18 protein-coding genes and 1 pseudogene are annotated in these 21,004 nt (G+C 68.1%); 13 read left to right on the top strand and 6 right to left on the bottom strand.

The genetic code is table 11. The annotated features are described in order from the left end of the window. Positions 1 to 208: 208 nt before the first annotated feature. From RCF13_RS07180 to RCF13_RS07160, 5 genes are all read right to left on the bottom strand, one after another. Entirely contained in the window at positions 209 to 3,418 is a 3,210-nt protein-coding gene (locus RCF13_RS07180; RefSeq protein ID WP_134969023.1) for a CusA/CzcA family heavy metal efflux RND transporter, read from the bottom strand. Positions 3,419 to 3,428: 10 nt separating this feature from the next. Next, complete coding sequence (locus RCF13_RS07175) at positions 3,429 to 4,619, bottom strand: efflux RND transporter periplasmic adaptor subunit (protein ID WP_231352401.1); 1,191 nt, start codon at positions 4,617 to 4,619, stop codon at positions 3,429 to 3,431. Then, on the bottom strand, positions 4,616 to 5,869 hold the full coding sequence (locus tag RCF13_RS07170; RefSeq protein WP_231352400.1) for a TolC family protein: 1,254 nt from the start codon (positions 5,867 to 5,869) through the stop codon (positions 4,616 to 4,618). The genes RCF13_RS07175 and RCF13_RS07170 overlap by 4 nt, the downstream gene beginning before the upstream one ends. A gap of 56 nt (positions 5,870 to 5,925) precedes the next feature. Next, positions 5,926 to 6,264, bottom strand: a complete 339-nt coding sequence (locus tag RCF13_RS07165; protein WP_134969470.1) for a hypothetical protein — start codon at positions 6,262 to 6,264, stop codon at positions 5,926 to 5,928. A 191-nt stretch (positions 6,265 to 6,455) separates the two neighbouring features. Next, on the bottom strand, positions 6,456 to 6,845 hold the full coding sequence (locus tag RCF13_RS07160; RefSeq protein ID WP_061480533.1) for a RidA family protein: 390 nt from the start codon (positions 6,843 to 6,845) through the stop codon (positions 6,456 to 6,458). A gap of 108 nt (positions 6,846 to 6,953) precedes the next feature. On the opposite strand from RCF13_RS07160, the gene RCF13_RS07155 reads away from it, so the two are divergent. The 11 genes from RCF13_RS07155 (at position 6,954) to RCF13_RS07105 (ending at position 17,147) form a co-directional block, all read left to right on the top strand. Further along, on the top strand, positions 6,954 to 7,847 hold the full coding sequence (locus RCF13_RS07155; RefSeq protein ID WP_061480534.1) for a LysR family transcriptional regulator: 894 nt from the start codon (positions 6,954 to 6,956) through the stop codon (positions 7,845 to 7,847). 170 nt (positions 7,848 to 8,017) lie between these two features. Continuing rightward, entirely contained in the window at positions 8,018 to 8,527 is a 510-nt protein-coding gene (dnaQ, locus tag RCF13_RS07150) for a DNA polymerase III subunit epsilon (protein ID WP_061480535.1), read from the top strand. A 522-nt stretch (positions 8,528 to 9,049) separates the two neighbouring features. Next, positions 9,050 to 9,286, top strand: a complete 237-nt coding sequence (gene rpmB, locus RCF13_RS07145; protein ID WP_005411638.1) for a 50S ribosomal protein L28 — start codon at positions 9,050 to 9,052, stop codon at positions 9,284 to 9,286. 10 nt (positions 9,287 to 9,296) lie between these two features. Beyond that, complete coding sequence (rpmG, locus tag RCF13_RS07140; protein WP_169411268.1) at positions 9,297 to 9,464, top strand: 50S ribosomal protein L33; 168 nt, start codon at positions 9,297 to 9,299, stop codon at positions 9,462 to 9,464. A gap of 517 nt (positions 9,465 to 9,981) precedes the next feature. Further along, positions 9,982 to 10,230: a hypothetical protein gene (locus RCF13_RS07135; RefSeq protein WP_014038959.1), complete on the top strand. Its 249-nt coding sequence runs from the start codon at positions 9,982 to 9,984 to the stop codon at positions 10,228 to 10,230. A gap of 125 nt (positions 10,231 to 10,355) precedes the next feature. After that, positions 10,356 to 11,774, top strand: a complete 1,419-nt coding sequence (gene cls, locus RCF13_RS07130) for a cardiolipin synthase (RefSeq protein WP_061480536.1) — start codon at positions 10,356 to 10,358, stop codon at positions 11,772 to 11,774. Positions 11,775 to 11,819: 45 nt separating this feature from the next. After that, positions 11,820 to 13,241: an FAD/NAD(P)-binding protein gene (locus RCF13_RS07125; RefSeq protein ID WP_231352399.1), complete on the top strand. Its 1,422-nt coding sequence runs from the start codon at positions 11,820 to 11,822 to the stop codon at positions 13,239 to 13,241. 9 nt (positions 13,242 to 13,250) lie between these two features. Next, positions 13,251 to 15,443, top strand: coding sequence for a DNA helicase II (gene uvrD / locus RCF13_RS07120; RefSeq protein WP_134969326.1), 2,193 nt, complete (start codon positions 13,251 to 13,253; stop codon positions 15,441 to 15,443). Positions 15,444 to 15,508: 65 nt separating this feature from the next. Beyond that, entirely contained in the window at positions 15,509 to 15,835 is a 327-nt protein-coding gene (locus RCF13_RS07115) for a low molecular weight protein tyrosine phosphatase family protein (protein WP_049454192.1), read from the top strand. 106 nt (positions 15,836 to 15,941) lie between these two features. Further along, positions 15,942 to 16,496, top strand: a complete 555-nt coding sequence (locus RCF13_RS07110) for a hypothetical protein (RefSeq protein WP_134969325.1) — start codon at positions 15,942 to 15,944, stop codon at positions 16,494 to 16,496. A 204-nt stretch (positions 16,497 to 16,700) separates the two neighbouring features. Then, a complete protein-coding gene (locus RCF13_RS07105; RefSeq protein ID WP_005420335.1) occupies positions 16,701 to 17,147 on the top strand; it encodes a universal stress protein in 447 nt (148 codons plus the stop codon). 147 nt (positions 17,148 to 17,294) lie between these two features. Here RCF13_RS07105 and RCF13_RS07100 read toward each other — a convergent pair whose 3' ends face one another. After that, positions 17,295 to 17,579: a DUF2782 domain-containing protein gene (locus RCF13_RS07100; protein ID WP_049443782.1), complete on the bottom strand. Its 285-nt coding sequence runs from the start codon at positions 17,577 to 17,579 to the stop codon at positions 17,295 to 17,297. Between the two features lie 98 nt (positions 17,580 to 17,677). Between RCF13_RS07100 and polA the strand changes: the two genes are divergently transcribed. Together polA and RCF13_RS07090 are read left to right on the top strand one after the other, a co-directional pair. Next, complete coding sequence (gene polA / locus RCF13_RS07095; protein ID WP_231352398.1) at positions 17,678 to 20,452, top strand: DNA polymerase I; 2,775 nt, start codon at positions 17,678 to 17,680, stop codon at positions 20,450 to 20,452. Positions 20,453 to 20,823: 371 nt separating this feature from the next. Then, a pseudogene (locus RCF13_RS07090) lies at positions 20,824 to 20,991 on the top strand (YetF domain-containing protein); the annotation flags it as partial. Positions 20,992 to 21,004: the final 13 nt, after the last annotated feature.

The raw sequence follows: 21,004 nt of genomic DNA, 5'->3' as shown, positions 1-21,004 counted from the left end.
CCTTCGGGCGGGGCTCCGACCCGATCGCATCACGCTCGCCGGGCCGGGGCCCCCGCCTCCCCCCCCCCCGAGGGTTGGGCCCGGGCCCCGCCCGCGCCCCCGGGGGGGGGGGCCGCGGGGGCGCCGGGGGGGGGGGCCGGGGGGGGGGGGGTGTTGGGGGGGGGGGGGGCGCCCGCCCGCGGGGGGGGGCCCCCGACCCCCTCTCACCTCAGCCTACCGCCCGCGGCTTGGCCACGCGTGCCGCAAACGTCGGCAGCACCAGCAGGGTCAGCACGGTGGCGGTGATCAGGCCACCGATCACGACCGTCGCCAGCGGCTTCTGCACCTCCGCACCGGAACCGCTGGCGATCGCCATCGGAATGAAGCCGACGATCGCCACCAGCGCGGTGGTCAGCACCGCTCGGATGCGGCTTGACGCACCGTTGATCGCCGCCTGCAACGGCAGGTCGCCGGCGTCCAGGCGTTCGCGGATCGCCTGCATCAGCACCAGGCCGTTCAACGTGGCTACGCCGGAGACGGCGATGAAGCCGACCGCCGCCGACACCGAGAACGGCATGCCCCGCAGCAGCAGTGCGAGGATGCCGCCGACCAGCGCCAACGGCACGCAGCTGAACACCAGAATGGCTTCCTTGCCGCTGCGCAGGGCCATGAACAGCAGGCTGCCGATCAGCAGGAACACTACCGGTACCACCGTCGCCAGCCGCTTTTCCGCGCGCTGCAGGTTCTCGAACTGGCCACCCCAGGTCAGGTAGGCACCTGGCGGCAGTGCCACGTCGGCCACCGCGGCCTGCGCTTCGCCGACGAAGCCGCCCAGGTCACGGCCACGCACGTTGGCCTGCACCACCACGCGGCGGCTGCCGTTGTTGCGGCTGATCTGGTTCGGCCCTTCGCTGACCGTGATGCGCGCAACCGACGACAGCGGAATCACCAACCCCGACGGCGTGGCGATCGGCAGCGAGGCCAGCTGGTCCGGATCGTTGCGCGAGGCATCGTCCAGGCGCACCACCACGTTGAAGCGGCGGTCGCCTTCGAAGATCTTGCCGGCCGCGGTACCGCCGATGCCGGTGGAAAGTGCATCACTCACATCCGCCGCAGTCAGCCCGTACTGCGCCGCCGCCACATGATCGATCGCCACGTTCAGCGTGGGCAGGCCGGAGATCTGCTCCACCCGCACGTCGGCGGCGCCGTTCACCGCACGCAGCTTCAACGCCACCTGGTCGGCCACCTTCTGCAGCTGGCCGAAGTCATCGCCAAAGATCATTACGGCCAGGTCGGTACGCACGCCGGAAATCAGCTCGTTGAAGCGCAGTTCGATCGGCTGGCTGAACTCGAAACTGTTGCCCAGCTGCTGCCCAGCCAGCTTTTCGAAACGGGCCACCAGCGCGTCCTTGGCCAACTTCGGATCGGGCCAGTCCTTGCGCGGCTTCAGCACGATCACGCTGTCGGAAATATTGGTCGGCATCGGATCGATCGCCGCCTCGGCGGTACCGGTACGCGAGAACAGGGTTTCCACTTCCGGCTGCGTGGCAATCACCTTTTCCAACGCCAGTTGCATGGCCAGTGACTGCTCCAGCGACGTCGACGGCACGCGCAACGCCTGCATCGCCACGTTGCCTTCGTCCAGCGTCGGCATGAACTCGCGGCCCAGCAGCGAGAACGAGCCGATGCCCACCACCATCATCATCACCGCACTGGCCACTACCGTGCGCGGATGCGCCACGGCCTTGCGGATCACCGGCTCGATGCGCGCACGCAGCACGCGTATCAGCCTGGTCTCGTGCTCGCCGTCGTCCGCATGTGCATCGCCGTCCTTCAGCTTCGGCTCGCGCACAAGCAGCGCCGTCATCGCCGGCACGAAAGTGAAGGAGAACAGGAAGGCACCGACCAGAGCCAGCATGAAGGTCGCCGCCATCGGGTGGAACGTCTTGCCCTCCACACCTTCCAGGGTGAGGATCGGCGCGAACACCAGCAGGATGATCAGCTGGCCGAACGCCGCCGGGCGCGCCATCTTCAGCGCCGAATCGGCGGCCACGCGCAGGCGTTCCATCGCGGTCAGCGCACGGCCCAGTTCGGCACGGCGCTGGCCCAGCATCAGCAGTGTCGACTCGACCACGATCACCGCACCGTCCACCAGGATGCCGAAGTCCAGCGCACCCAGGCTCATCAGGTTGCCGCTGATGCCGAAGCGGTTCATGCCGATCACCGCGAACAGGAACGACAGCGGAATCACCAGCGCGGTGATGGTGGCCGCGCGCAGGTTGCCCAGCAGCAGGAACAGCACCACCACCACCAGCAGCGCGCCCTCGGTGAGGTTCCTGGCCACGGTCTTGATGGTGGAATTGACCAGCACACTGCGGTCCAGCACCGGTGCGGCCACGATGTCGGCCGGCAGCGACGTGTTCACCTGTTCCAGACGCGCGGCCGCGGCCTGCGCCACGGTGCGGCTGTTGCCACCGGCAATCATCAGCGCGGTGCCCAGCACAGCCTCGTGGCCGTTGCGGCTGGCTGCACCCAGGCGCGGCGCGCGGCTCAGCTCCACGGTGGCCACATCGGCCACGCGTACCACCACGCCATTGCGGGTGGCCACCGGCGCCTGTGCAAGATCCTCGGTGGTCAGCGCCAGGCCATCGGCACGCACCACCAGGCCTTCGCCGGCACGCTGCACGAAGCCGGCGCCGGCCTGCACGTTGGAACGCTGCAGGGCAGTGACCAGGTCGGCCAGGCCGAGGCCATGCGCGGCCAGTTTGGCGCTGTCAGGATGCACGCCGTATTCCTTGACGTAGCCGCCGACCGTATCGACCCCGGCCAGCCCCGGGCTGGAGCGCATCTGCGGCGCGATGATCCAGTCCTGCACGGTGCGCAGGTAGGTCGCACGTTCTTCGGGTGTACGCAGCAGGTTGCCTTCCGGCGTGCGGTAGACCTCGCCGGCCTGCCAGCCCGCTTCATCGGGCTTGGCCAGTTTGGCCGGATCGAACGCGGTGAAGTCCACCGTCCACATCAGCACCTCGCCGAGGCCGGTGGTGACCGGCGACAGCATCGGCGACGCACCATCGGGCAGGTCCTCCGATGCCTCGCGCATGCGTTCGGCCACCTGCTGGCGGGCGAAGTAGATGTCGGTGGCATCGGTGAAGATCGCAGTGACCTGCGAGAAGCCATTGCGCGACAGCGAACGCGTGGTGGTCAGGCCGGGAATGCCGGCCAGCGCGGTTTCCAGCGGATAGGTCACCTGCCGTTCGATCTGCTCCGGGGTCAGCGCCGGGGCCACCGTGTTGATCTGTACCTGGCGATTGGTGATGTCCGGCACCGCGTCGATCGGCAGCTTGCCGAGCTGGAACAGGCCCACGGCGGCGATCAGCGCGGCCATGAACACCACCAGCCAGCGGTGGCGCACCGCTGTTTCAATGATCAGCTTGAACATGGTCGCCTCCTCAGTGGCCGTGCTCGGCTTCGCCCTTGGCCAGTTCGGCCTTGAGCAGGAAGGCGTTGGCACCGACGATGCGCTCGTTGCCGGTCAGCCCACCGAGGATCTCGATACGGTCGCCGGCGCGACGCCCGGCCAGCACCGGCTGCGCCTTGAAGCCGCCTTCGACGGCGACGAACACCGCGCTGCTGCCATCGACGTTCTGCACCGCATCGGCGGGCACGCTGAGCGAGCCGTCCTGGCCTTCGGTGACCACCACGGCCGACACCGGCGAACCGGCCGGCGGCAGCGACGCATCCACCGGCGTGGCGCGGATCACCGCGACGCCGCCCTGCTGGCGGACATCGGCGGCCGAGCCGGTGACGGTGGCGGTGAAGCTGCCCCCCGGCACGCTCACTTCCAGCTTCATGCCCGGCGTGACCTGTGCAGCCAGCGCCGGCGGTGCGGTGAACACCAGCTCGTTCATCGACGGGTCGGCTACATCGGCGACTGCACTGCCGGCGGCGACCACACCGCCCGGAGTGACCTGCACGTTACCGACGATGCCGGCCACCGGACTGGTGATGCGCACGCGGCCACTGGCATCGGGCGCGCCGTTGGCGGCGGCCTGGGCCTGCGCGGCAGCGGCCTGCGCCTGTGCCGCCAGCGAACGTGCGCGCGAGGCTTCCATCTCCTGGCGCGCGACCACGCCCTGGTCGACCAGCGCCTTGTCGCGGCCATAGGCCAGGCGCGCGGCCTCGGCTTCGGCCGAGGCGGCCAGCGCATTGGCACGGAACACCGCCGCTTCGCCACTGACCACGATGGCCAGGGCCTGGTTCTGCTTCACTGCGGTGCCCGGTGCGACCAGCACGCGTTCGACGCGGCCGGTCACGGTCGAGGCCACCGAGGCACGGGCACCCACCGACGGCTCGACGCGGCCGGACAGGCGCGTCGAGCCACCGCCACCGCGGCCGATGGCGACCACCTCGATACCGGACGCCTTGATCTGCTCCGGGGTCAGCGGCACCACGCCTTCATCGGCGTCAGCCGGCGCCTTGGCTTCCTTGCTGTCGGTCGCGTGGCCATGGCCATCGTCGGTGCCCGCCTTGGCCGCGGCGGAGTCTTCATTTGCAGGTGTCTGCGCATTGCCTGCGCAGCCGGCCAGCAGCACGGTCAGCAGCACGCCGCCGATCAGCGGGAAGGTACGGGAGAGAGTCATGGGGCCTCCACAAAAGGTGCGCGCCCTTCAAGGCGGGCAAGATCGATTTCCGCGCCGACGCGCGACAGGCGCGCATCCACAGCGGCGGCGCGGGCGGCGATGAGGGCGCTGCGCGTGCTGCGCAGTTCCAGCTGCGAGATGCGTCCGGCGTCGAAGCCGATGCGGGCCAGGCGATACGCCTCTTCGGCGGCGACCACGCTTTCATCGGCGGCGCGGGTACGGCTGCTGGCGGCCTTCAACCCGGCCACCGCGGAGAGGCGCTCTGCCTCGCTGTCGCGGCGCTGCTGGTCCAGGCGTGCCTCGGCCGCGCGCTGGTCGGCAGTGGCGGCGCGGATGCCCCCGCGGTTGCGGTCGAACAGCGGGATGCTGAGGCTGAGCCCGAGGTTGTAGGCACGCTCGCCCCCCTCGCGGAAGCGGGTCTGCGCGGCGGTGACGCTCAGATCGGGCAGGGCGCGCTTGCGCTCCACGTCGACCAGCTTGCCCGCCGCATCGGCCTCGGCTTCAGCGATGCGCACCGCCAGTGCGGTATCGATGGCACCGCGTGGAAGCGGCGGCGCACGGTCGAGCAGGCTGTCGTCGATCGATTGCACCGGCGCATCCAGCAGCGCGGTGCCGGCCAGGCGGGCCAGCGCGGCGTCGCGGAAGGCCTGCGCCTCATCCAGCGCGGCGCTGGCATTGGCCACTTCGCTCTGCGCCTGCACCGCACGCAGCTGCGGTTCGCGGCCCTGCTTGACCATGGCGTTGACGGCGTTGGCGTCATCGCGGGTCAGTGACAGTGCTTCCTCGGCCAGGGTGTAGCGGCGCAGTGCACTTTCCGCCTGTGCATAGACCACCGCCAGCTGGCTGGCCACGTCGCTGCGACTCTGCGCGCCACGCAGGTTGGCCGCCTGGGCCTCGGCACGGGCCGCACGGACGCGCGCGCCGCGCTGGCCCCAGACCTCCAACGGCTGGGACAGGGTAAGCACGCTGTCGGCCTTGCCCATGCCGCCATAGGAGCCGGTACCCCAGGCGTTCTCGGCGGAGTAGGAGAGTGAAGGGTTGGGCAACGCACGGGCTTGGTCGGCGCGCGCATCGGCGGCCTCGGCCAGCGCCGCACCGACGCGGGTACCGGGCAGCTGGTCCAGGCGTTCAAGCAGGGTGTCGTAGGAAGGGGCGGCTTGCGCCATCACCGATGCCGCCGGGGCCAGGCCCAGCAACACGGCGACGACCCGCCCGGCCGCACGCAGCGACCGAGGTGTCAGGATCGACATAGGGGGATTCCGGTTGTGAGTGAAACGGGAGCCCGCAATCGCGGGACGCGCTCAACTCACGCCCGGGGGGGACGCGTCAATTCATCCTGGGCGACCGCATAGGTCGCCGCGTCGCCGGCATTCATCCAGCGCGCCGGCAGTGGCGCACCGAAGGCGGCGAGGGTGCTGGCCGGAAGGCTCAGGTTGGAGTGGTGGCAGTGGTTGTGGCTGCAGGCACCGGCGTGCTTGCGGTCACTGTCACCCTCGGCATCGTTGGTGTTGCTTTCCACGTGCACCGCAGTGGTGTCGTGCGGTTCGACCGCGCAGGCCAGCACGTCGGCCACCGGAACGACCACGAATGCCGCCATCAGCAGCATCATCAGGTACGTACGCAGTTGGCGGGTGATCCGGCGCATGGACGGGAGGCTAGCAAGCGGTTTTCGCCGGATACAATATCAATGGCCACCTCGGGAATTCGTCGGAACCTCCCGTTCAGGTGGGCCGGGCACGCCTTTCGGCCCACCGGGCTGCGCTTCTGTAGAGCCGAGCCCATGCTCGGCTGCTGTCGCACGATCAGCCGAGCATGGGCTCGGCTCTACAACGAAGGTCACGGCAGCTTCGCGATCACCTTGATCTCGAACTGGAACCCGTACAGCCAGGTCACGCCGATACCGGTCAGGGTCGGGTGCGGCGCCTGGCCCCAGTACTCGGGCACGATCGCCCAGGCCTTCTCGAAGTTCTTCTCCGGATCGACCAGGAACACGGTCACGTCGATTACGTCATCGAACGTGCAGCCTGCGGCAGCCAACACCGCATTGAGATTCTCGAAGGCGCGGCGCACCTGCATTTCGAAGTCCGGCTCGGGCGAGCCGTCCTCACGGCTGCCGACCTGGCCGGAGACGAACAGGAAACCGTTGGATCGGATCGCCGGTGAGTAGCGGTTGCGCTCGTACAGCGCTTGGCGGCCGGCGGGGAAAACGACATCACGCTGTGACATGGGGAAGATCCCGTGGGAGAGGACGCCATCCTCCCCGCCAGCGGTGTCTGGATAAACCGCGATGATCGGCCTAGATTGATTGCCAATTCCAAACAATCCCGGCCAGCCATGGACCGTTTCGAGGCGATGCGGGCGTTTGCCCGGGTGGTGGAGACTGGCAGCTTCACCCGTGCGGCGCAGACCCTGCAGATCAGCCGCACCACGGCCACCCAGCTGGTGCAGCAGCTGGAGGCACACCTGCGGCTGCGCCTGCTCAACCGCACCACGCGCCGGGTCAGCGTCACCGCCGACGGCGCGGCCTACTACCCGCGCATCGCCCGCCTGCTGGCCGAGCTGGAAGAGGTGGAGGGCGGGCTGGGTGACGCAGCCAGCCAGCCGCGCGGCCGCCTGCGCGTGGATGTGCCGGGGCCTTACGCGCGGCTGCGGCTGGTACCGGCGCTGCCGGAGTTTCAGGCGCGCTACCCGGAGATCCAGCTGGATATCGGCGTCAGTGACCGCGAGGTCGACGTCATCGCCGACAACGTCGACTGCGTGATCCGCGGCGGCACCCCTGCCGACCCGGCACTGGTGGCGCGGCCGCTGGCGGCGCTGCCGATCGGCTTCCACGCCAGCCCCGGCTATGTGCAGCGTTTCGGCCTGCCGACCGATCCGCGCGCGCTGGAAGGGCCCGATCACCACATGGTCGGCTTCCTCAGCCCGCGTAGTGGCCGCGCACGCGTGTTCGTTGCACAGCGCGGCGATGAGCGCATCGAGGTGCAGGGCTGCTACACGGTCGGTTTTGACGACGGCAATGCCTATCTGGCCGCAGCGCTGGCGGGGTTGGGCGTGGTGGCGCTGCCCAGCTACATGGCCGAGCCGCACGTGGCGCGCGGCGAGCTGTTGCCGGTGTTGCCGGACTGGCAGCTGCCGCCGATGCCGATGCATGTGATGTTCCCGCCGAACCGGCACATGAGCCAGCGGCTGCGGGTGTTCATCGATTGGGTGGTGGAAGCGCTGGGGTGATCGCGCGCGCGCATCTGTAGAGCCGAGCTCACGCTCGGCTGCTTCTGTCACCAGCGCTCAAGGCCCGCGCTTCGCGCGTGAGCCGAGCGCGGGCTCGGCTCTACAGAGGGAGCTTCCTGCTGCAAGCATGCGAAAATCATCGCGGCACGCAACAGGAAACATCGCCACGCATGAATCGCATCGTCGCACTGGATACCGAAACCACCGGCATCTCCCACCGCCTGGGGCACCGGGTGATCGAAATCGGTGCCGTCGAACTGATCGATGGTCAGCTCACCGGCCGCCAGTTCCACACCTACCTGCAGCCGCAGCGCAAGGTGGACTGGGGCGCACAGCGCGTGCACGGCATCAGCGATGCGATGCTGGTGGGCAAGCCATTGTTCTCCAGCAAGGCTGCTGAACTGCTCGACTTCCTGCGCGGCAGCGAGATGGTCGCGCACAACGCCACCTTCGATGTGGGCTTCCTGGACAACGAGCTGCGTCTGTCCGGTATTCCTGGCACGCTGGCCCAGCATTGCCGCATCACCTGCAGCCTGAAGCTGGCGCGCGGGCGCTGGCCCGGCCAGGGCAACAAGCTGGATGATGTGCTGCAGCGCCTGCGCATTCCCAGCCAGCGCGGCCTGCACGGCGCGTTGAAGGATGCCCATCTTCTCGCCCAGGTGATTCCGCACCTGCGTTGAGCCGGCCCGGTCATTGTTGTAGAGCCGAGCCCACCCGCGGCGCAGGCCGTCCGGGTCGCACCACCCCCGCCTGGGCGCGGCACTACCAGGGGGGAAAGCCCGGTTGCTGCCCCCCGTGGTTTGCCCGGCCCGGGTCTTGGTTGAAGCCCCGCCCCCCCGCGCGGCCCGGGCGTCCGGGCCCGCCCCCGCCGGGGGGGGGGGCGGCCGGGGTTTTTGTTGCCGCGCGGCCCCCCGGGGGGGCGGGGGGGGGCGGCCCCGCCGCGGGGGGGGGGGGCCGCGCCTCTACAGGGGGCGATCGCCGTGTTCAGCCCCCGCCTGTGGGTAACTTGCGCAAGTGCTTGAACCCGTGCATAATACGCGGCTCGCTGTGTCCGGTTTTCTACCGGGCGGCGCCCCCGGGAGCACGTCCCCGGCCGCCCAACGCCAGCGTAACCCTTTGATTCTCTTGACGTGTGGTGGGCAACCATCGAGGCCGCCGTCGCCCGGGCTACGGGCTGACAACTACTACTATCGAGGTGCGCAATGTCCCGCGTATGCCAGGTTTCCGGCAAGCGAGTGCAGACGGGTAACAACGTCTCGCACGCCAACAACAAGACCCGTCGTCGTTTCCTGCCGAATCTGCACGAGCGCCGTTTCTGGGTGGCCAGCGAGAACCGCTGGGTCAAGCTTCGTGTTTCCGCGCATGCACTGCGCACCATCGACAAGAACGGCATCGATTCCGTTCTGGCTGAGCTGCGTGCGCGCGGCGAAAAGGTCTGAGGAGTAAAGCATCATGGCAGGCAAGCGCGATAAGGTCCGTATGATTTCCTCGGCCGGTACCGGCCACTTCTACACGACCGACAAGAACAAGAAGAACACCCCGGGGAAGATGGAATTCCTGAAGTACGATCCGGTCGTGCGCAAGCACGTCCTGTACAAGGAAGGCAAGATCAAGTAATCCGCACGGATTGCTGATCCCCGCGAAGAAACCCGCCCTTGTGGCGGGTTTTTTTATGCCCTGCGTTTACCTGGTGGATACCGACCGTTCCGATGCTGCTGTGGTGGTGGTGGGTGCCGACCGTTGGTCGGCACTGGGCAGTCCCTGCGCACGCTGTCGCCAATGGCGCCATGTCTGGAGCGAAGGGCCGATTGCGATAAGTGATTCTTCCTACTGGTTCCGGCGCCTCGCGCTGTTCAAATCGATTGGAACGACGGGCGTGGCCGTGCCCATGATGGCGAGCCGCTGCGGTTGCAGCGGTCGGGCTTGCAATCCCGTGAAGTCAATCAATCAGTAGACTCGCCCGCCTTCGCCGGAGATCTCTCCGGCGACGGTTGGTGACCTATCCGCCTCTATGGCGGACGGTGCGAGGGGGCCTTGCGCCCGCCGGTTCGTTTGCTGATTGATTGCTTCCCGGTATTGCAACCACGCATCGTCCGCCACCTTCACGGTGGCCAGATCCGTTGAAGGAGGTTGCATGAACACCCCATCACACCGGCAGGACCTGGAACTGGGCTGGCTGCGCCTGCAGCGCATGTTGCAAGGCATCGAGGGCATGGCGCTGCTGCTGTGCGACCACCATCTGGCACTGGCCAACGGCGCGCCGTCACCGCTGCCGGAGGCGCAGCTGGAGCGGGCCGCACAGGCGATCGCCTGCATGGCGCTCAACGGCCGCCGTCATGCCGAATCGGTGCGGCAGCTGTGTGAGGTGCCGGTGCGGCATTGATCCATCCTGTAGAGCCGAGCCCACGCTCGGCTGCTCCGCTGTCGGGCCGAAAGGCAGTCGAGCATGGCTCGACTCTGCAAATCCTGCTGGGCAGAATGGCCCATCACCTCCCGACGGGCGACACGATGCTGTTCGAGTGGTTGCTGGGTTCCTACCTGCTGCTGATCGACTGGCTGATCCGGCTGGTCGCGCTGTGCTGGATTCCCACCCGCACCACGCCGGGGGCGGCGCGCAGCTGGCTGCTGCTGGTCGGCTTCGTGCCGCTGCTGGGCCTGCCGCTGTACCTGCTGTTCGGCCACCCGTGGCTGTCGCGCGAGCGCATCCGCCGCCAGGCCGAGGCCTCGCAGGTCATCCGCGAGGAACAGGCGCTGCAGCATCGCCTGCGCTGGACACCGCAGCCGGACACCGCCTGCGCCGAGATCGTGCCGCTGGTGCAGCGCCAGGGCGACTTCATGCCCGTGCACGGCAACGCGGTCGACCTGCTGACCGACTACGACGAATCGCTGCACACGCTGATTGCCGATATCGACCAGGCCGAAGACCGCGTGCACCTGCTGTACTACCTGATGTTCGATGACGCGGTCGGCGAGGCCATTGTCGAGGCCTTGCAGCGTGCCGCCGCGCGTGGCGTGCAGTGCCGCGTGCTGCTCGACGCGGTGGGCGCCAAGCGCGGCCTGCGTGCCTATCGCAAGCGCCTGCAGGCGCGCGACATCGAAGTGCGCGCGATGCTGCCCGGTGGCCTGCGCTGGCGCCGCAGCGGGCGCATGGACCTGCGCAACCACCGCAAGATCGCGGTGATCGACAACGAAGTGGCCTATGTCGGTTCGCAGAACCTGGCCGGCCCGCAGTTCGTGCCCGGCCACCCGAACCGCGAACTGGTGGCGCGCGTGCGCGGCCCGGCGGTGGCGCATCTGGAAGCGGTGTTCGCCAGCGACTGGTACATGGAAACCGGCCAGCGCCTGGACGTGATCGCCGATGTGCCCGAGTGCAGCGACGACATCGCCACCCAGCTGCTGCCCAGCGGCCCGGCTTATCCGTACAGCAACGCACGCGACGCGGTGGCGGCGTTGATCCATCTGGCGCGGCGACGGCTGGTGATGGTCACCCCGTACTTCGTGCCCGACGAAGCCACGCTCAGCGCCTTGCGCATTGCGGCGTTGTCCGGCGTGCAGGTGCAGCTGATCCTGTCGGCCAGCAACAACCAGCGGCTGACCTCGTGGGCGCAGGAGGCCTACTACGACGAGCTGCTGCGCTGTGGCGTGCGCATCGCGCTGTACGAGCCGCAGTTCCTGCATGCCAAGCACATGAGCGTGGACGAGGACATCGCCGTGCTCGGCTCGATCAACATGGACATCCGCTCATTCGCGCTGAATGCCGAAATCGGCCTGGTCTGCTACGACCGCGCGCTGGTGCAGCAGCTGTGCGCGATCGAGGATGGCTACCTGCGCGAGTCGCGGCAGCTGGACCTGCAGCAGTGGCGCAGCCGTCCCACGTGGCGGCGCAGCCGCGAAGGCATCGCACGGCTGGCCGATGCGTTGATGTGAAACGGTGGCAACCGCCCGCTTCGGCAATCCGGCCCGTCATCGCCGATGGCCTACAATCGGCGCATGACTGATTCACCGCGTAATGGCGAACTGGACCTGGCAATCATCGGTGGTGGTGCGGCCGGGGTGCTGGTGGCGATCCAGGTGCTGCGCCAAGCCAAGGCGCCACTGGCGTTGGCCATTCTCGAACCGGCTTCGCAGCTGGCCCAGGGCATCGCCTATGCCACGCCGTGGCCGGAGCACCTGCTGAACGTGCCGGCGGCGAAGATGAGTGCGTTTGCCGACCAGCCCGGCGATTTCCTCGACTACCTGATGGCCGCCAACGCCTACCCGGGCCAGGCGCGCGAGGTGCTGGGCGAGCGTTACGTATGCCGCCACTACTTTGCGGCCTACCTGCAGCAGCGCCTGCAGGAGGCCGCTGCGGCCAGCCCGGCGCAGCTGCAGGTGATCGCGCAGCCGGTGCTGGGCCTGCAGCCGGATGACCATGGCTACCGGCTGACACTTGGCGATGCCCGGACGCTGCACACCGTGCAGGCGGTGCTTGCCACCGGCAACAGCATGCGGCCGCTGCCGGTGGCCGGTGCCGAGGCACTGCCCGCCGATGATGTGATCGAGGCCTGGGACTACGACGGCGTGCGTACCCTGGCCGGTGAGCAGGCCGTGGCCATCGTCGGCTCCGGCCTGAGCATGGCCGACACCGTGCTGGCGCTGGTTGCCGCCGGCCACACCGGCCCGCTGCACGTGATCTCGCGCCATGGCCTGCTGCCGCTGCCGCATGCGCATGGCGGCCTGCCCACGTTCGACCCGGCCACGCTGCTGCAGATGAACCTGCGCCAGCGCCTGCGCGCGTTGCGTGGGTTTGCGCGCCAGGCGCAGGCCGACGGGCTGCCGTGGCAGGGCGTGATGGACCGCATCCGTCCGCACGGGCAGGCGCTGTGGTGCAGCCTCGACGCGGCCGACCAGCGCCGCTTCCTGCGCCATGTGGTGCGCTACTGGGACGTGCATCGCCACCGCATCGCCGAAGAGGTCGACGCACAGCTGCAGGCGCTGATCGAAAGCGGCCAACTGCGCATTCACCGGTCCCGCCTGCAATCCGTCGGCCGCGAAGGCGATGCCCTGCGGCTGTCGGGTCGCGATGCCAACGGCAATGAACAGCACTGGACGATCGGCGGTGTGGTCAACGCCACCGGCGTGGAAACCCGCGCCAGTGCGCTGCGCAATCCGTTGCTGCAGCAGCTGCAGGCCGAGGGCCTGGCACGCCCCGGCCCGCATGGGCTGGGCCTGGACAGCACGGTGCCGGGCGACCGCCTGCGCAGCGCCAGTGGCCAGCCGCAGGCACGGCTGGGCGTGCTCGGCAGCCTGCGCATCGGCAGCCTGTGGGAAAGCCTGGCGGTGCCTGAACTGCGTCAGCAGGCGCAGGCGCTGGCCACCCAGGTGGTCGCAGGAGCCGCGACGGCGATGCCGTAAAATGGGGGCATGGATGTCTCCCACCTGCTTGATGGCCTGAACCCGGCCCAGCGCGAAGCCGTCTCCGCTCCCCCCGGCCACCACCTGGTGCTGGCCGGTGCCGGTTCCGGCAAGACCCGCGTACTCACCCACCGCATCGCCTGGCTGCATGAAGTCGATGGCGTGCCGACCCACGGCGTTTTCGCGGTGACCTTCACCAACAAGGCGGCCGGCGAAATGCGCCACCGCATCGATGCCCAGCTGCCCCATGGCAGCCGTGGCATGTGGATCGGTACCTTCCACGGCCTGGCCAACCGCCTGCTGCGCCTGCATTGGCAGGATGCGAAGCTGCCCGAAGGCTTCCAGGTGATGGATTCGGACGACCAGCTGCGGCTGGTCAAGCGCGTGGTGCAGGCGCTGGAGCTGGACGACGGCAAGTACCCGCCCAAGCAGATCGCGTGGTGGATCAACGCGCAGAAGGACGAAGGCCGCCGCCCGCAGCACATCCAGCCCGAACCGCACGATGCGTGGCTGGAGACCATGCGGCAGGCCTACATCGAGTACCAGGCACGCTGCGACCGCGCCGGCCTGGTCGACTTCGCCGAGCTGCTGCTGCGCGCGCACGAACTGCTGCGCGACAACCCGGCGCTGCTGTCGCACTACCGCGCCCGCTTCCGCGAGATCCTGGTGGACGAGTTCCAGGACACCAATGCCATCCAGTACGCCTTCGTACGCGTGCTGGCCGGCGATTCCGGCCACGTATTCGTGGTCGGCGACGATGACCAGGCCATCTACGGCTGGCGCGGTGCCAAGGTCGAGAACGTGCAGGGCTTCCTGCGCGACTTCCCGGGTGCGCAGACCATCCGCCTGGAGCAGAACTACCGCTCCACCGCCAACATCCTCGGCGCCGCCAATGCGGTGATCGCGCACAACCCGGATCGCATCGGCAAGCAGCTGTGGACCGACAGCGGTGACGGCGAGCCGATCGACCTGTACGCCGCGTACAACGAGATGGACGAGGCGCGCTACATCGTCGAGCGCGCCCGCCAGTGGGTGCGCGACGGTGGCAGCTACACCGAAGTGGCCGTGCTCTATCGCAGCAACGCGCAGTCGCGCGCGCTGGAAGAAGCGCTGCTGAGCGAACAGGTGCCGTACCGCGTGTATGGCGGCATGCGCTTCTTCGAGCGTGCCGAAATCAAGGACGCGCTGGCCTACCTGCGCCTGCTGTCCAACCGCAACGATGACGCCGCCTTCGAGCGCGCGGTCAACACGCCGACGCGTGGCATCGGCGACCGCACGCTGGACGAAGTGCGCCGCGAGGCGCGCGCGCAGGGCATCTCGCTGTGGGAAGCAACGATGCTGGTCACCCAGGGCAGTGCGCTGGCCGCGCGCGCGCGCAATGCACTGGCCGGCTTCCTGGGGCTGGTCAACGAGCTGCAGGCGCAGACCGTGCACATGACCCTGGCCGAGCGCGTGGACCACGTGCTGGCCCGCTCGCAGCTGCGCGAGCACTGGAGCAAGGAAAGCCGCAACGCGCTGGACTCGGAATCGCGCACCGACAACCTCGACGAACTGGTCTCGGTCGCCTCGCGCTTCGTGCGCCGCGCCGACGACATCGAGGAAGTGGGCGAGGACATGGACGAGCTGGTCGCGTTCCTGGCCTATGCCGCGCTGGAGGCCGGTGAGGGCCAGGCGCAGGCCGGCGAGGACGGCGTGCAGCTGATGACCCTGCACTCGGCCAAGGGCCTGGAATTCCCGCTGGTGTTCCTGGCGGGCATGGAAGACGGCCTGTTCCCCAGCGCACGTTCGCTGGAAGAAAGCGGGCGTCTGGAGGAAGAGCGCCGCCTGGCCTACGTCGGCATCACCCGCGCGCGCCAGAAGCTGGTGCTGAGCTATGCCGAATCGCGCCGCATCCACGGCCAGGACAACTACAGCCTGCCGTCGCGCTTCCTGCGCGAGATTCCGCGTGAGCTGCTGCACGAAGTGCGCCCCAAGGTGCAGGTCTCGCGGCCGGCCTCGATGGGCGCCAGCCGGGTGATGGGCCATGCTTCGATCGAGGCGCCGCCGATCAAGCTCGGCGCGCTGGTCACCCATCCCAAGTTCGGCGAAGGCATGGTGACCGACTACGAAGGCAACGGCGCTCACGCCCGCGTGCAGGTCGAGTTTGCCGACGCCGGCAGCAAGTGGCTGGTGATGGCGTATGCCAACCTGACGGTGATCTGATCACCGCCAAGGGGTCGGATCACTTTCCGTTGGAAAAGGGATCCGACCCCGATTAGGCTGCCGGCATGACCCGCAACGTGCTCTTCCTCTGCAGCCAGAACCGCCTGCGCAGCCCCACCGCCGAGCAGGTCTTCGCCGATTGGCCGGGCATCGAGACCGCCTCAGCCGGGTTGCTGGCCGACGCCGAGGAAGTGCTCAGCCCCGAGCTGCTGCAGTGGGCCGACCTGGTGTTCGTGATGGAGCGCGCCCACCGCAACCGGCTGTCCAGCCGCTACAAGGCGTGGTTGAACGGCAAGCGAGTGATCTGCCTGGATATCCCGGATGACTACGAGTACATGGACCCGGTGCTGGTGGAGCTGCTCAAGCGCAAGGTGACCCCGTTCCTGCGCTGACGGGCTGTTGTAGAGCCGAGCCCATGCTCGGCTGCTTCTGGCGCGAAAAGCCGCCGAGCAGGGGCTCGGCTCTACAATAGGCGGCACTTCTTTCAGGACCGCTCCCATGACCGAACCCACGCTGCACGTCACCGTGACGTTGAACGCCCGGCTGCAGCCCGAGCATCGCCACGAACTGTTCGAGGACCCACTCGATGCGCTGCTGCAGGCGGCCAATGTCGGCGAGATCACCGGCGGCGGCACGGCGATGTCCGACCTGGGTGAGGTCGAATACGGCGATATCGAAGTGGCGCTGGTCGATGCCGATGGCGTGCCGAAGCTGATCGATCTGCTGGAACAGCTGGGTGCGCCGAAGGGCTCGAAGATCCAGGGCGCGGGTGAAGCCGATCGCAGCTTCGGCGTGACCGAGGGCCTGGGCATCTACCTGGATGGCCTGAACCTGCCGGACGAGGTCTACGAACAGTGCGATTCCAACCACGTGTTCGAGCAGCTGTCCGAGCGCATTGATGGCCTTGGCGAGATCTGCAGCTGGTGGCAGGGCCCGAGCGAGACCGCGCTGTACATGTACGGCCAATCGTTCGAGGCGATGCGCGATGCGATCGCTGAATTCGTGGGCAGCTACCCCCTGTGCCAGAACGCACGCGTGGTGCAGATCGCCTGAGGGCGGAAAATGTGGAGCCGAGTCATGCTCGGCTCATGCATCCGAAGCCGAGCATGGGCTCGGCTCTACAGAAGGGGGGCGGGCAAGCGGGTGGCGCGCACGGGCCGCTGCACGGCGCCGGATTGATCCTGCTCAAGGCGCCGCCTCCACATCCGGTGTGCAATGGTGTTGTTCCCATCTGGCAGACCGCCACGGAGCCCTACCATGTACAAGCGCATCCTGATTGCCACTGACGGGTCCGAGCTGGCCGACAAGGGCCTGGCCAAGGGCCTGGAGCTGGCCAAGGACCTCAATGCCGAGGTCGATATCGTGACCGTGTCCGAGCCGTGGGCCGTGGGCATGTATGACGCCATGGGCTGGAGCGTGGGCTACATGAACAGCCCGGAATACAAGGCCGACCGCGAGGAGGGCGCGCAGAAGGTGCTGCAGCCGGCGCTGGCCAAGGCCGCCGAGCAGGGCATCACGGCCAACCCGGTGCACGTGCTGGACCGCTACGCGGCCGACGGCATCATCGAGACGGCGGCCGAGCGCAACAGCGACCTGATCGTGATGACCTCGCACGGCCGCCGTGGCGTGACCCGTGTACTGCTGGGCAGCCAGACTGCCGAGGTGCTGGCGCGCAGCACGCTGCCGGTACTGGTCATCCGCTGATCCATACCCGCTGATTGAAGCGTTCCCCGGGGAGGGGACCCGACGCCGGTGCGCAGGATGCGTGCCGGCGTTGTTTTTTTTAGGGGGCTGGGGTGAATCCACGCATGGCGTGGATCTACTGGATCGCAGGGATCCGACCCGGTCACCTCACCAGCTGTACAGCTTCCAGTAGACCGGCGACACGCCATCCTTGTCGTTGTCGAATCGGCCATCGCCGTTCTTGTCGTACATGTAGAACGGGGCACCGCGCGACGGGGTCACCTTGACCATGCGCAGCTGGCCGGACACACGGTATTCCTCGATGACATCGCCGTTGTCCATGGTGCGCCTGGACACATCCGCGCCCTTGACGTCCACCGGGGGAGCACCCGCGCCACCCATGCTGGCGCAGCCAGCGAGCAGGAGCAGGGAAGCCAGCATCAGGGTCTTCATCGGCGGGGGCCTTTGCCTGGAAAGAGCCCTGATTATGCCCCATCGCGGTGTGCGCGCCGTGTCGCCGCGGTGCAGGCACGGGCGCGTAGAATCGGCGCATGAGCAGATTAGTCCTGATCGACGGGTCCAGTTACCTGTACCGCGCGTTCCACGCGCTGCCGCCCCTGTCCAATGCACAGGGTGAACCCACCGGCGCGCTGTTCGGCGTGGTCAACATGCTGCGTTCGACGCTGAAGGAGCGCCCGGCCTACGTCGCGTTCGTGGTCGATGCGCCCGGCAAGACCTTCCGTGATGACCTGTACGACCAGTACAAGGCCAACCGCCCGCCGATGCCCGATGAACTGCGCAGCCAGGTCGAGCCGATGTGCCGCATCGTCGAAGCGCTGGGCATCAGCATCCTGCGCATCCCCGGCGTGGAAGCCGACGATGTGATCGGCACGCTTGCGCTGCAGGGCCTGGCGCAGGACCTGAAGGTGACCATTTCCACCGGTGACAAGGACTTCGCCCAGCTGGTGCGGCCGGGCATCGAACTGGTCAACACCATGACCGGCAGCCGCATGGATTCCGACGCGGCGGTGATGGACAAGTTCGGCGTGCGCGCCGATCAGATCATCGACCTGCTGGCGCTGATGGGCGACGCGGTCGACAACGTGCCGGGCGTGGAGAAGTGCGGGCCGAAGACCGCTGCCAAGTGGCTGGCCGAGTACCAGCACCTGGACGGGGTGATGGCGGCCGCGCCGACCATGAAGGGCAAGATCGGCGAGAACCTGCGTGCCGCCCTGGAGCGGCTGCCGCTGAACCGCGAGCTGGTGACCATCCGTACCGACGTGGAACTGGACGCCAGCCCGGCCACGCTGGCCCTGCGCGAGCAGGATGTGCCGGCGCTGACCGAGCTGTATACGCGCTATGGCTTCACCCAGGCGTTGAAGGAGCTGGGCGCGCCGGTGCCGGCACCGGTGGCCGCCAGCGAGGCGACCCCGAGCCTGCGCGGCACTGCGGCCGGCTTCGCGCGTGGCAGCGTCGAGGCGCCCGCCGCCGGCACGCTGGATCCGGCACTGTCCGCGCCGGGTGAATACGAGACCGTGCTGACCAGCGGGCAGCTGCAGGCCTGGATCGAACGCCTGCAGCAGGCCGAGCTGATCAGCTTCGATACTGAAACCGATGCGCTGGACGCGATGCGCGCGCGCCTGGTCGGCGTCAGCCTGGCGGTCGAGCCGGGCAGGGCGGCCTACATTCCGGTCGGCCACGATTACCCGGGTGCGCCGGCCCAGCTGCCGATGCAGCAGGTGCTGGATGCGCTGCGGCCGGTGCTGCAGGACCCGGCGAAGAAGAAGCTGGGCCAGCATGGCAAGTACGACCTGCATGTGCTGCGCCGCCACGGCGTGGAGGTGCAGGGCTACCACGACGACACCATGCTCGAGAGCTTCGTGCTCAACTCCACCGCCACCCGCCACGACATGGATTCGCTGGCCCTGCGTTACCTGGGCTACACCACCCTCAAGTTCGAGGACGTGGCCGGCAAGGGTGCCAAGCAGATTCCGTTCTCGCAGGTGGGCATCGACGAAGCCAGCCGCTATGCGGCGGAGGACGCCGACATCACCCTGCGCCTGCATCGCGCGCTGCAGCCGCAGCTGCTGGCCGAGCCGGCGCTGGACAGCGTGTACCGCACCATCGAGATGCCGCTGGTGCCGGTGCTGACCACGATCGAAGCCAACGGCGTGCGGATCGACACCGACGAACTGCGCCGCCAGAGCCAGGACCTGTCCTCGCGCATGCTGGCCGCGCAGCAGAAGGCCACCGAGCTGGCCGGGCGCAGCTTCAACCTGGATTCGCCCAAGCAGCTCCAGGCGGTGCTGTTCGACGAGCTGAAGCTGCCGGCGGTGGTGAAGACCCCGAAGGGCCAGCCCAGCACCAACGAAGAGGCGCTGGAGGCGATTGCCGACCAGCATGAACTGCCGCGGGTGATCCTCGACTACCGCGGATTGGCCAAGCTGCGCAGCACCTACACCGACAAGCTGCCGGAGATGGTCAATCCGGACACCGGCCGGGTGCACACCAGCTACCACCAGTCCGGCGCCGCTACCGGCCGCCTGTCCTCGTCGGACCCGAACCTGCAGAACATCCCGATCCGCACCGAGGACGGCCGCCGCATCCGCCGCGCGTTCGTGGCGCCGGAAGGCTTCCAGCTGCTGGCCGCCGACTATTCGCAGATCGAGCTGCGGATCATGGCGCACCTGTCCGAGGATCCGGGCCTGGTGCGCGCCTTCGAGCAGGGCGCCGACGTGCACCGTGCCACCGCCGCCGAGGTGTTCGGGCGCACGCTGGAAGAGGTGACCCCGAACGAGCGCCGCGCCGCCAAGGCGATCAACTTCGGCCTGATGTACGGCATGAGCGCCTTCGGCCTGGCCCGCAACCTGGGCATCGACCGGGGCCAGGCGCAGGACTATGTGGCGCTGTACTTCAGCCGCTACCCGGGCGTGCGCGACTTCATGGAGCGGATGCGCCAGCAGGCCCGCGACCAGGGCTACGTGGAAACCCTGTTCGGCCGCCGCCTGTACCTGAACGACATCCACGCCCGCAACCAGGGCCTGCGTGCCGGGGCCGAGCGCGCCGCGATCAACGCGCCGATGCAGGGCACCGCCGCCGACATCATCAAGCGTGCAATGGTGGATGTGGACCAGTGGCTGCGCGACAGCGGGGCACCGGCACGGATGATCCTGCAGGTGCACGATGAACTGGTGTTCGAAACCGAAAGCGGTTTCGTGGAAGACTTGCGTTTGCAGGTGGTGGAGCGCATGTCGCAAGCGGCCAAACTGCGGGTGCCTCTGGTGGTCGACACGGGCGTCGGCAACAACTGGGACGAAGCGCACTGACGGCATTTCAGGCCGAAAACGACGTGAATGTGTTCATGAGTCGGGGGTTTCTGACTCGACCATGAATGTTTCCCCGATTGAATTTCATTAAATGGGGCCCCTTCACGAACCGTTAGTGTTTGGAGTGCTTCTATAACTCCCGACAGGCGCAATGCCTGTTGTGGATCTCTCCCATCCCCTGGAGCAGATCTCGGAACGGGGACTCCTCCCCAAGTGCCCGTTCCCCGGCCCCGTTGACCTCCCCCTGGTCAGCGGGGCTTTTTATTTGTGCTGCCGGAACCGCAGATGGGGTCAGGCTGGGCCACTGTCCAGCAAGGGAAGACCATGCCCGACCTGTTCGCGCTGGCCATGCCGTGGTGGGAATTCATCCTGCGCGCGGTGGTCGCCTGTTCGAGGCGGTACTTCGGCGCGAGCTGATCAGCCGCGCCGACTTCGATGCCGCGCTCCGCCAGCAGGGCGGGCTGCAGATTGAAGACGTGCAGATTGCCCTGCTGGAGACGACAGGGCACATCACCATCATCGCGCGAAAGGGCAGCTGACCAGCGCCGAGCC

The sequence above is a fragment of the Stenotrophomonas maltophilia group sp. RNC7 genome (assembly GCF_030910085.1).
Lineage (GTDB): Bacteria > Pseudomonadota > Gammaproteobacteria > Xanthomonadales > Xanthomonadaceae > Stenotrophomonas > Stenotrophomonas sepilia.
Note: the sequence above shows the minus strand (reverse complement) of the source record. Positions and strands in the feature narration are given on the sequence as shown.

Coding starts and splice junctions, on each gene's coding strand:
- RCF13_RS07135 (WP_014038959.1), top strand. CDS start 9,982: ATGAACACCCCATCACACCGGCAGGACCTGGAACTGGGCTGGCTGCGC.
- cls (WP_061480536.1), top strand. CDS start 10,356: ATGCTGTTCGAGTGGTTGCTGGGTTCCTACCTGCTGCTGATCGACTGG.
- RCF13_RS07115 (WP_049454192.1), top strand. CDS start 15,509: ATGACCCGCAACGTGCTCTTCCTCTGCAGCCAGAACCGCCTGCGCAGC.
- RCF13_RS07100 (WP_049443782.1), bottom strand. CDS start 17,579: ATGAAGACCCTGATGCTGGCTTCCCTGCTCCTGCTCGCTGGCTGCGCC.
- RCF13_RS07155 (WP_061480534.1), top strand. CDS start 6,954: ATGGACCGTTTCGAGGCGATGCGGGCGTTTGCCCGGGTGGTGGAGACT.
- RCF13_RS07170 (WP_231352400.1), bottom strand. CDS start 5,869: ATGTCGATCCTGACACCTCGGTCGCTGCGTGCGGCCGGGCGGGTCGTC.
- RCF13_RS07160 (WP_061480533.1), bottom strand. CDS start 6,845: ATGTCACAGCGTGATGTCGTTTTCCCCGCCGGCCGCCAAGCGCTGTAC.
- uvrD (WP_134969326.1), top strand. CDS start 13,251: ATGGATGTCTCCCACCTGCTTGATGGCCTGAACCCGGCCCAGCGCGAA.
- RCF13_RS07175 (WP_231352401.1), bottom strand. CDS start 4,619: ATGACTCTCTCCCGTACCTTCCCGCTGATCGGCGGCGTGCTGCTGACC.
- polA (WP_231352398.1), top strand. CDS start 17,678: ATGAGCAGATTAGTCCTGATCGACGGGTCCAGTTACCTGTACCGCGCG.
- RCF13_RS07125 (WP_231352399.1), top strand. CDS start 11,820: ATGGCCTACAATCGGCGCATGACTGATTCACCGCGTAATGGCGAACTG.
- dnaQ (WP_061480535.1), top strand. CDS start 8,018: ATGAATCGCATCGTCGCACTGGATACCGAAACCACCGGCATCTCCCAC.
- rpmB (WP_005411638.1), top strand. CDS start 9,050: ATGTCCCGCGTATGCCAGGTTTCCGGCAAGCGAGTGCAGACGGGTAAC.
- RCF13_RS07105 (WP_005420335.1), top strand. CDS start 16,701: ATGTACAAGCGCATCCTGATTGCCACTGACGGGTCCGAGCTGGCCGAC.
- RCF13_RS07110 (WP_134969325.1), top strand. CDS start 15,942: ATGACCGAACCCACGCTGCACGTCACCGTGACGTTGAACGCCCGGCTG.
- RCF13_RS07165 (WP_134969470.1), bottom strand. CDS start 6,264: ATGCGCCGGATCACCCGCCAACTGCGTACGTACCTGATGATGCTGCTG.
- RCF13_RS07180 (WP_134969023.1), bottom strand. CDS start 3,418: ATGTTCAAGCTGATCATTGAAACAGCGGTGCGCCACCGCTGGCTGGTG.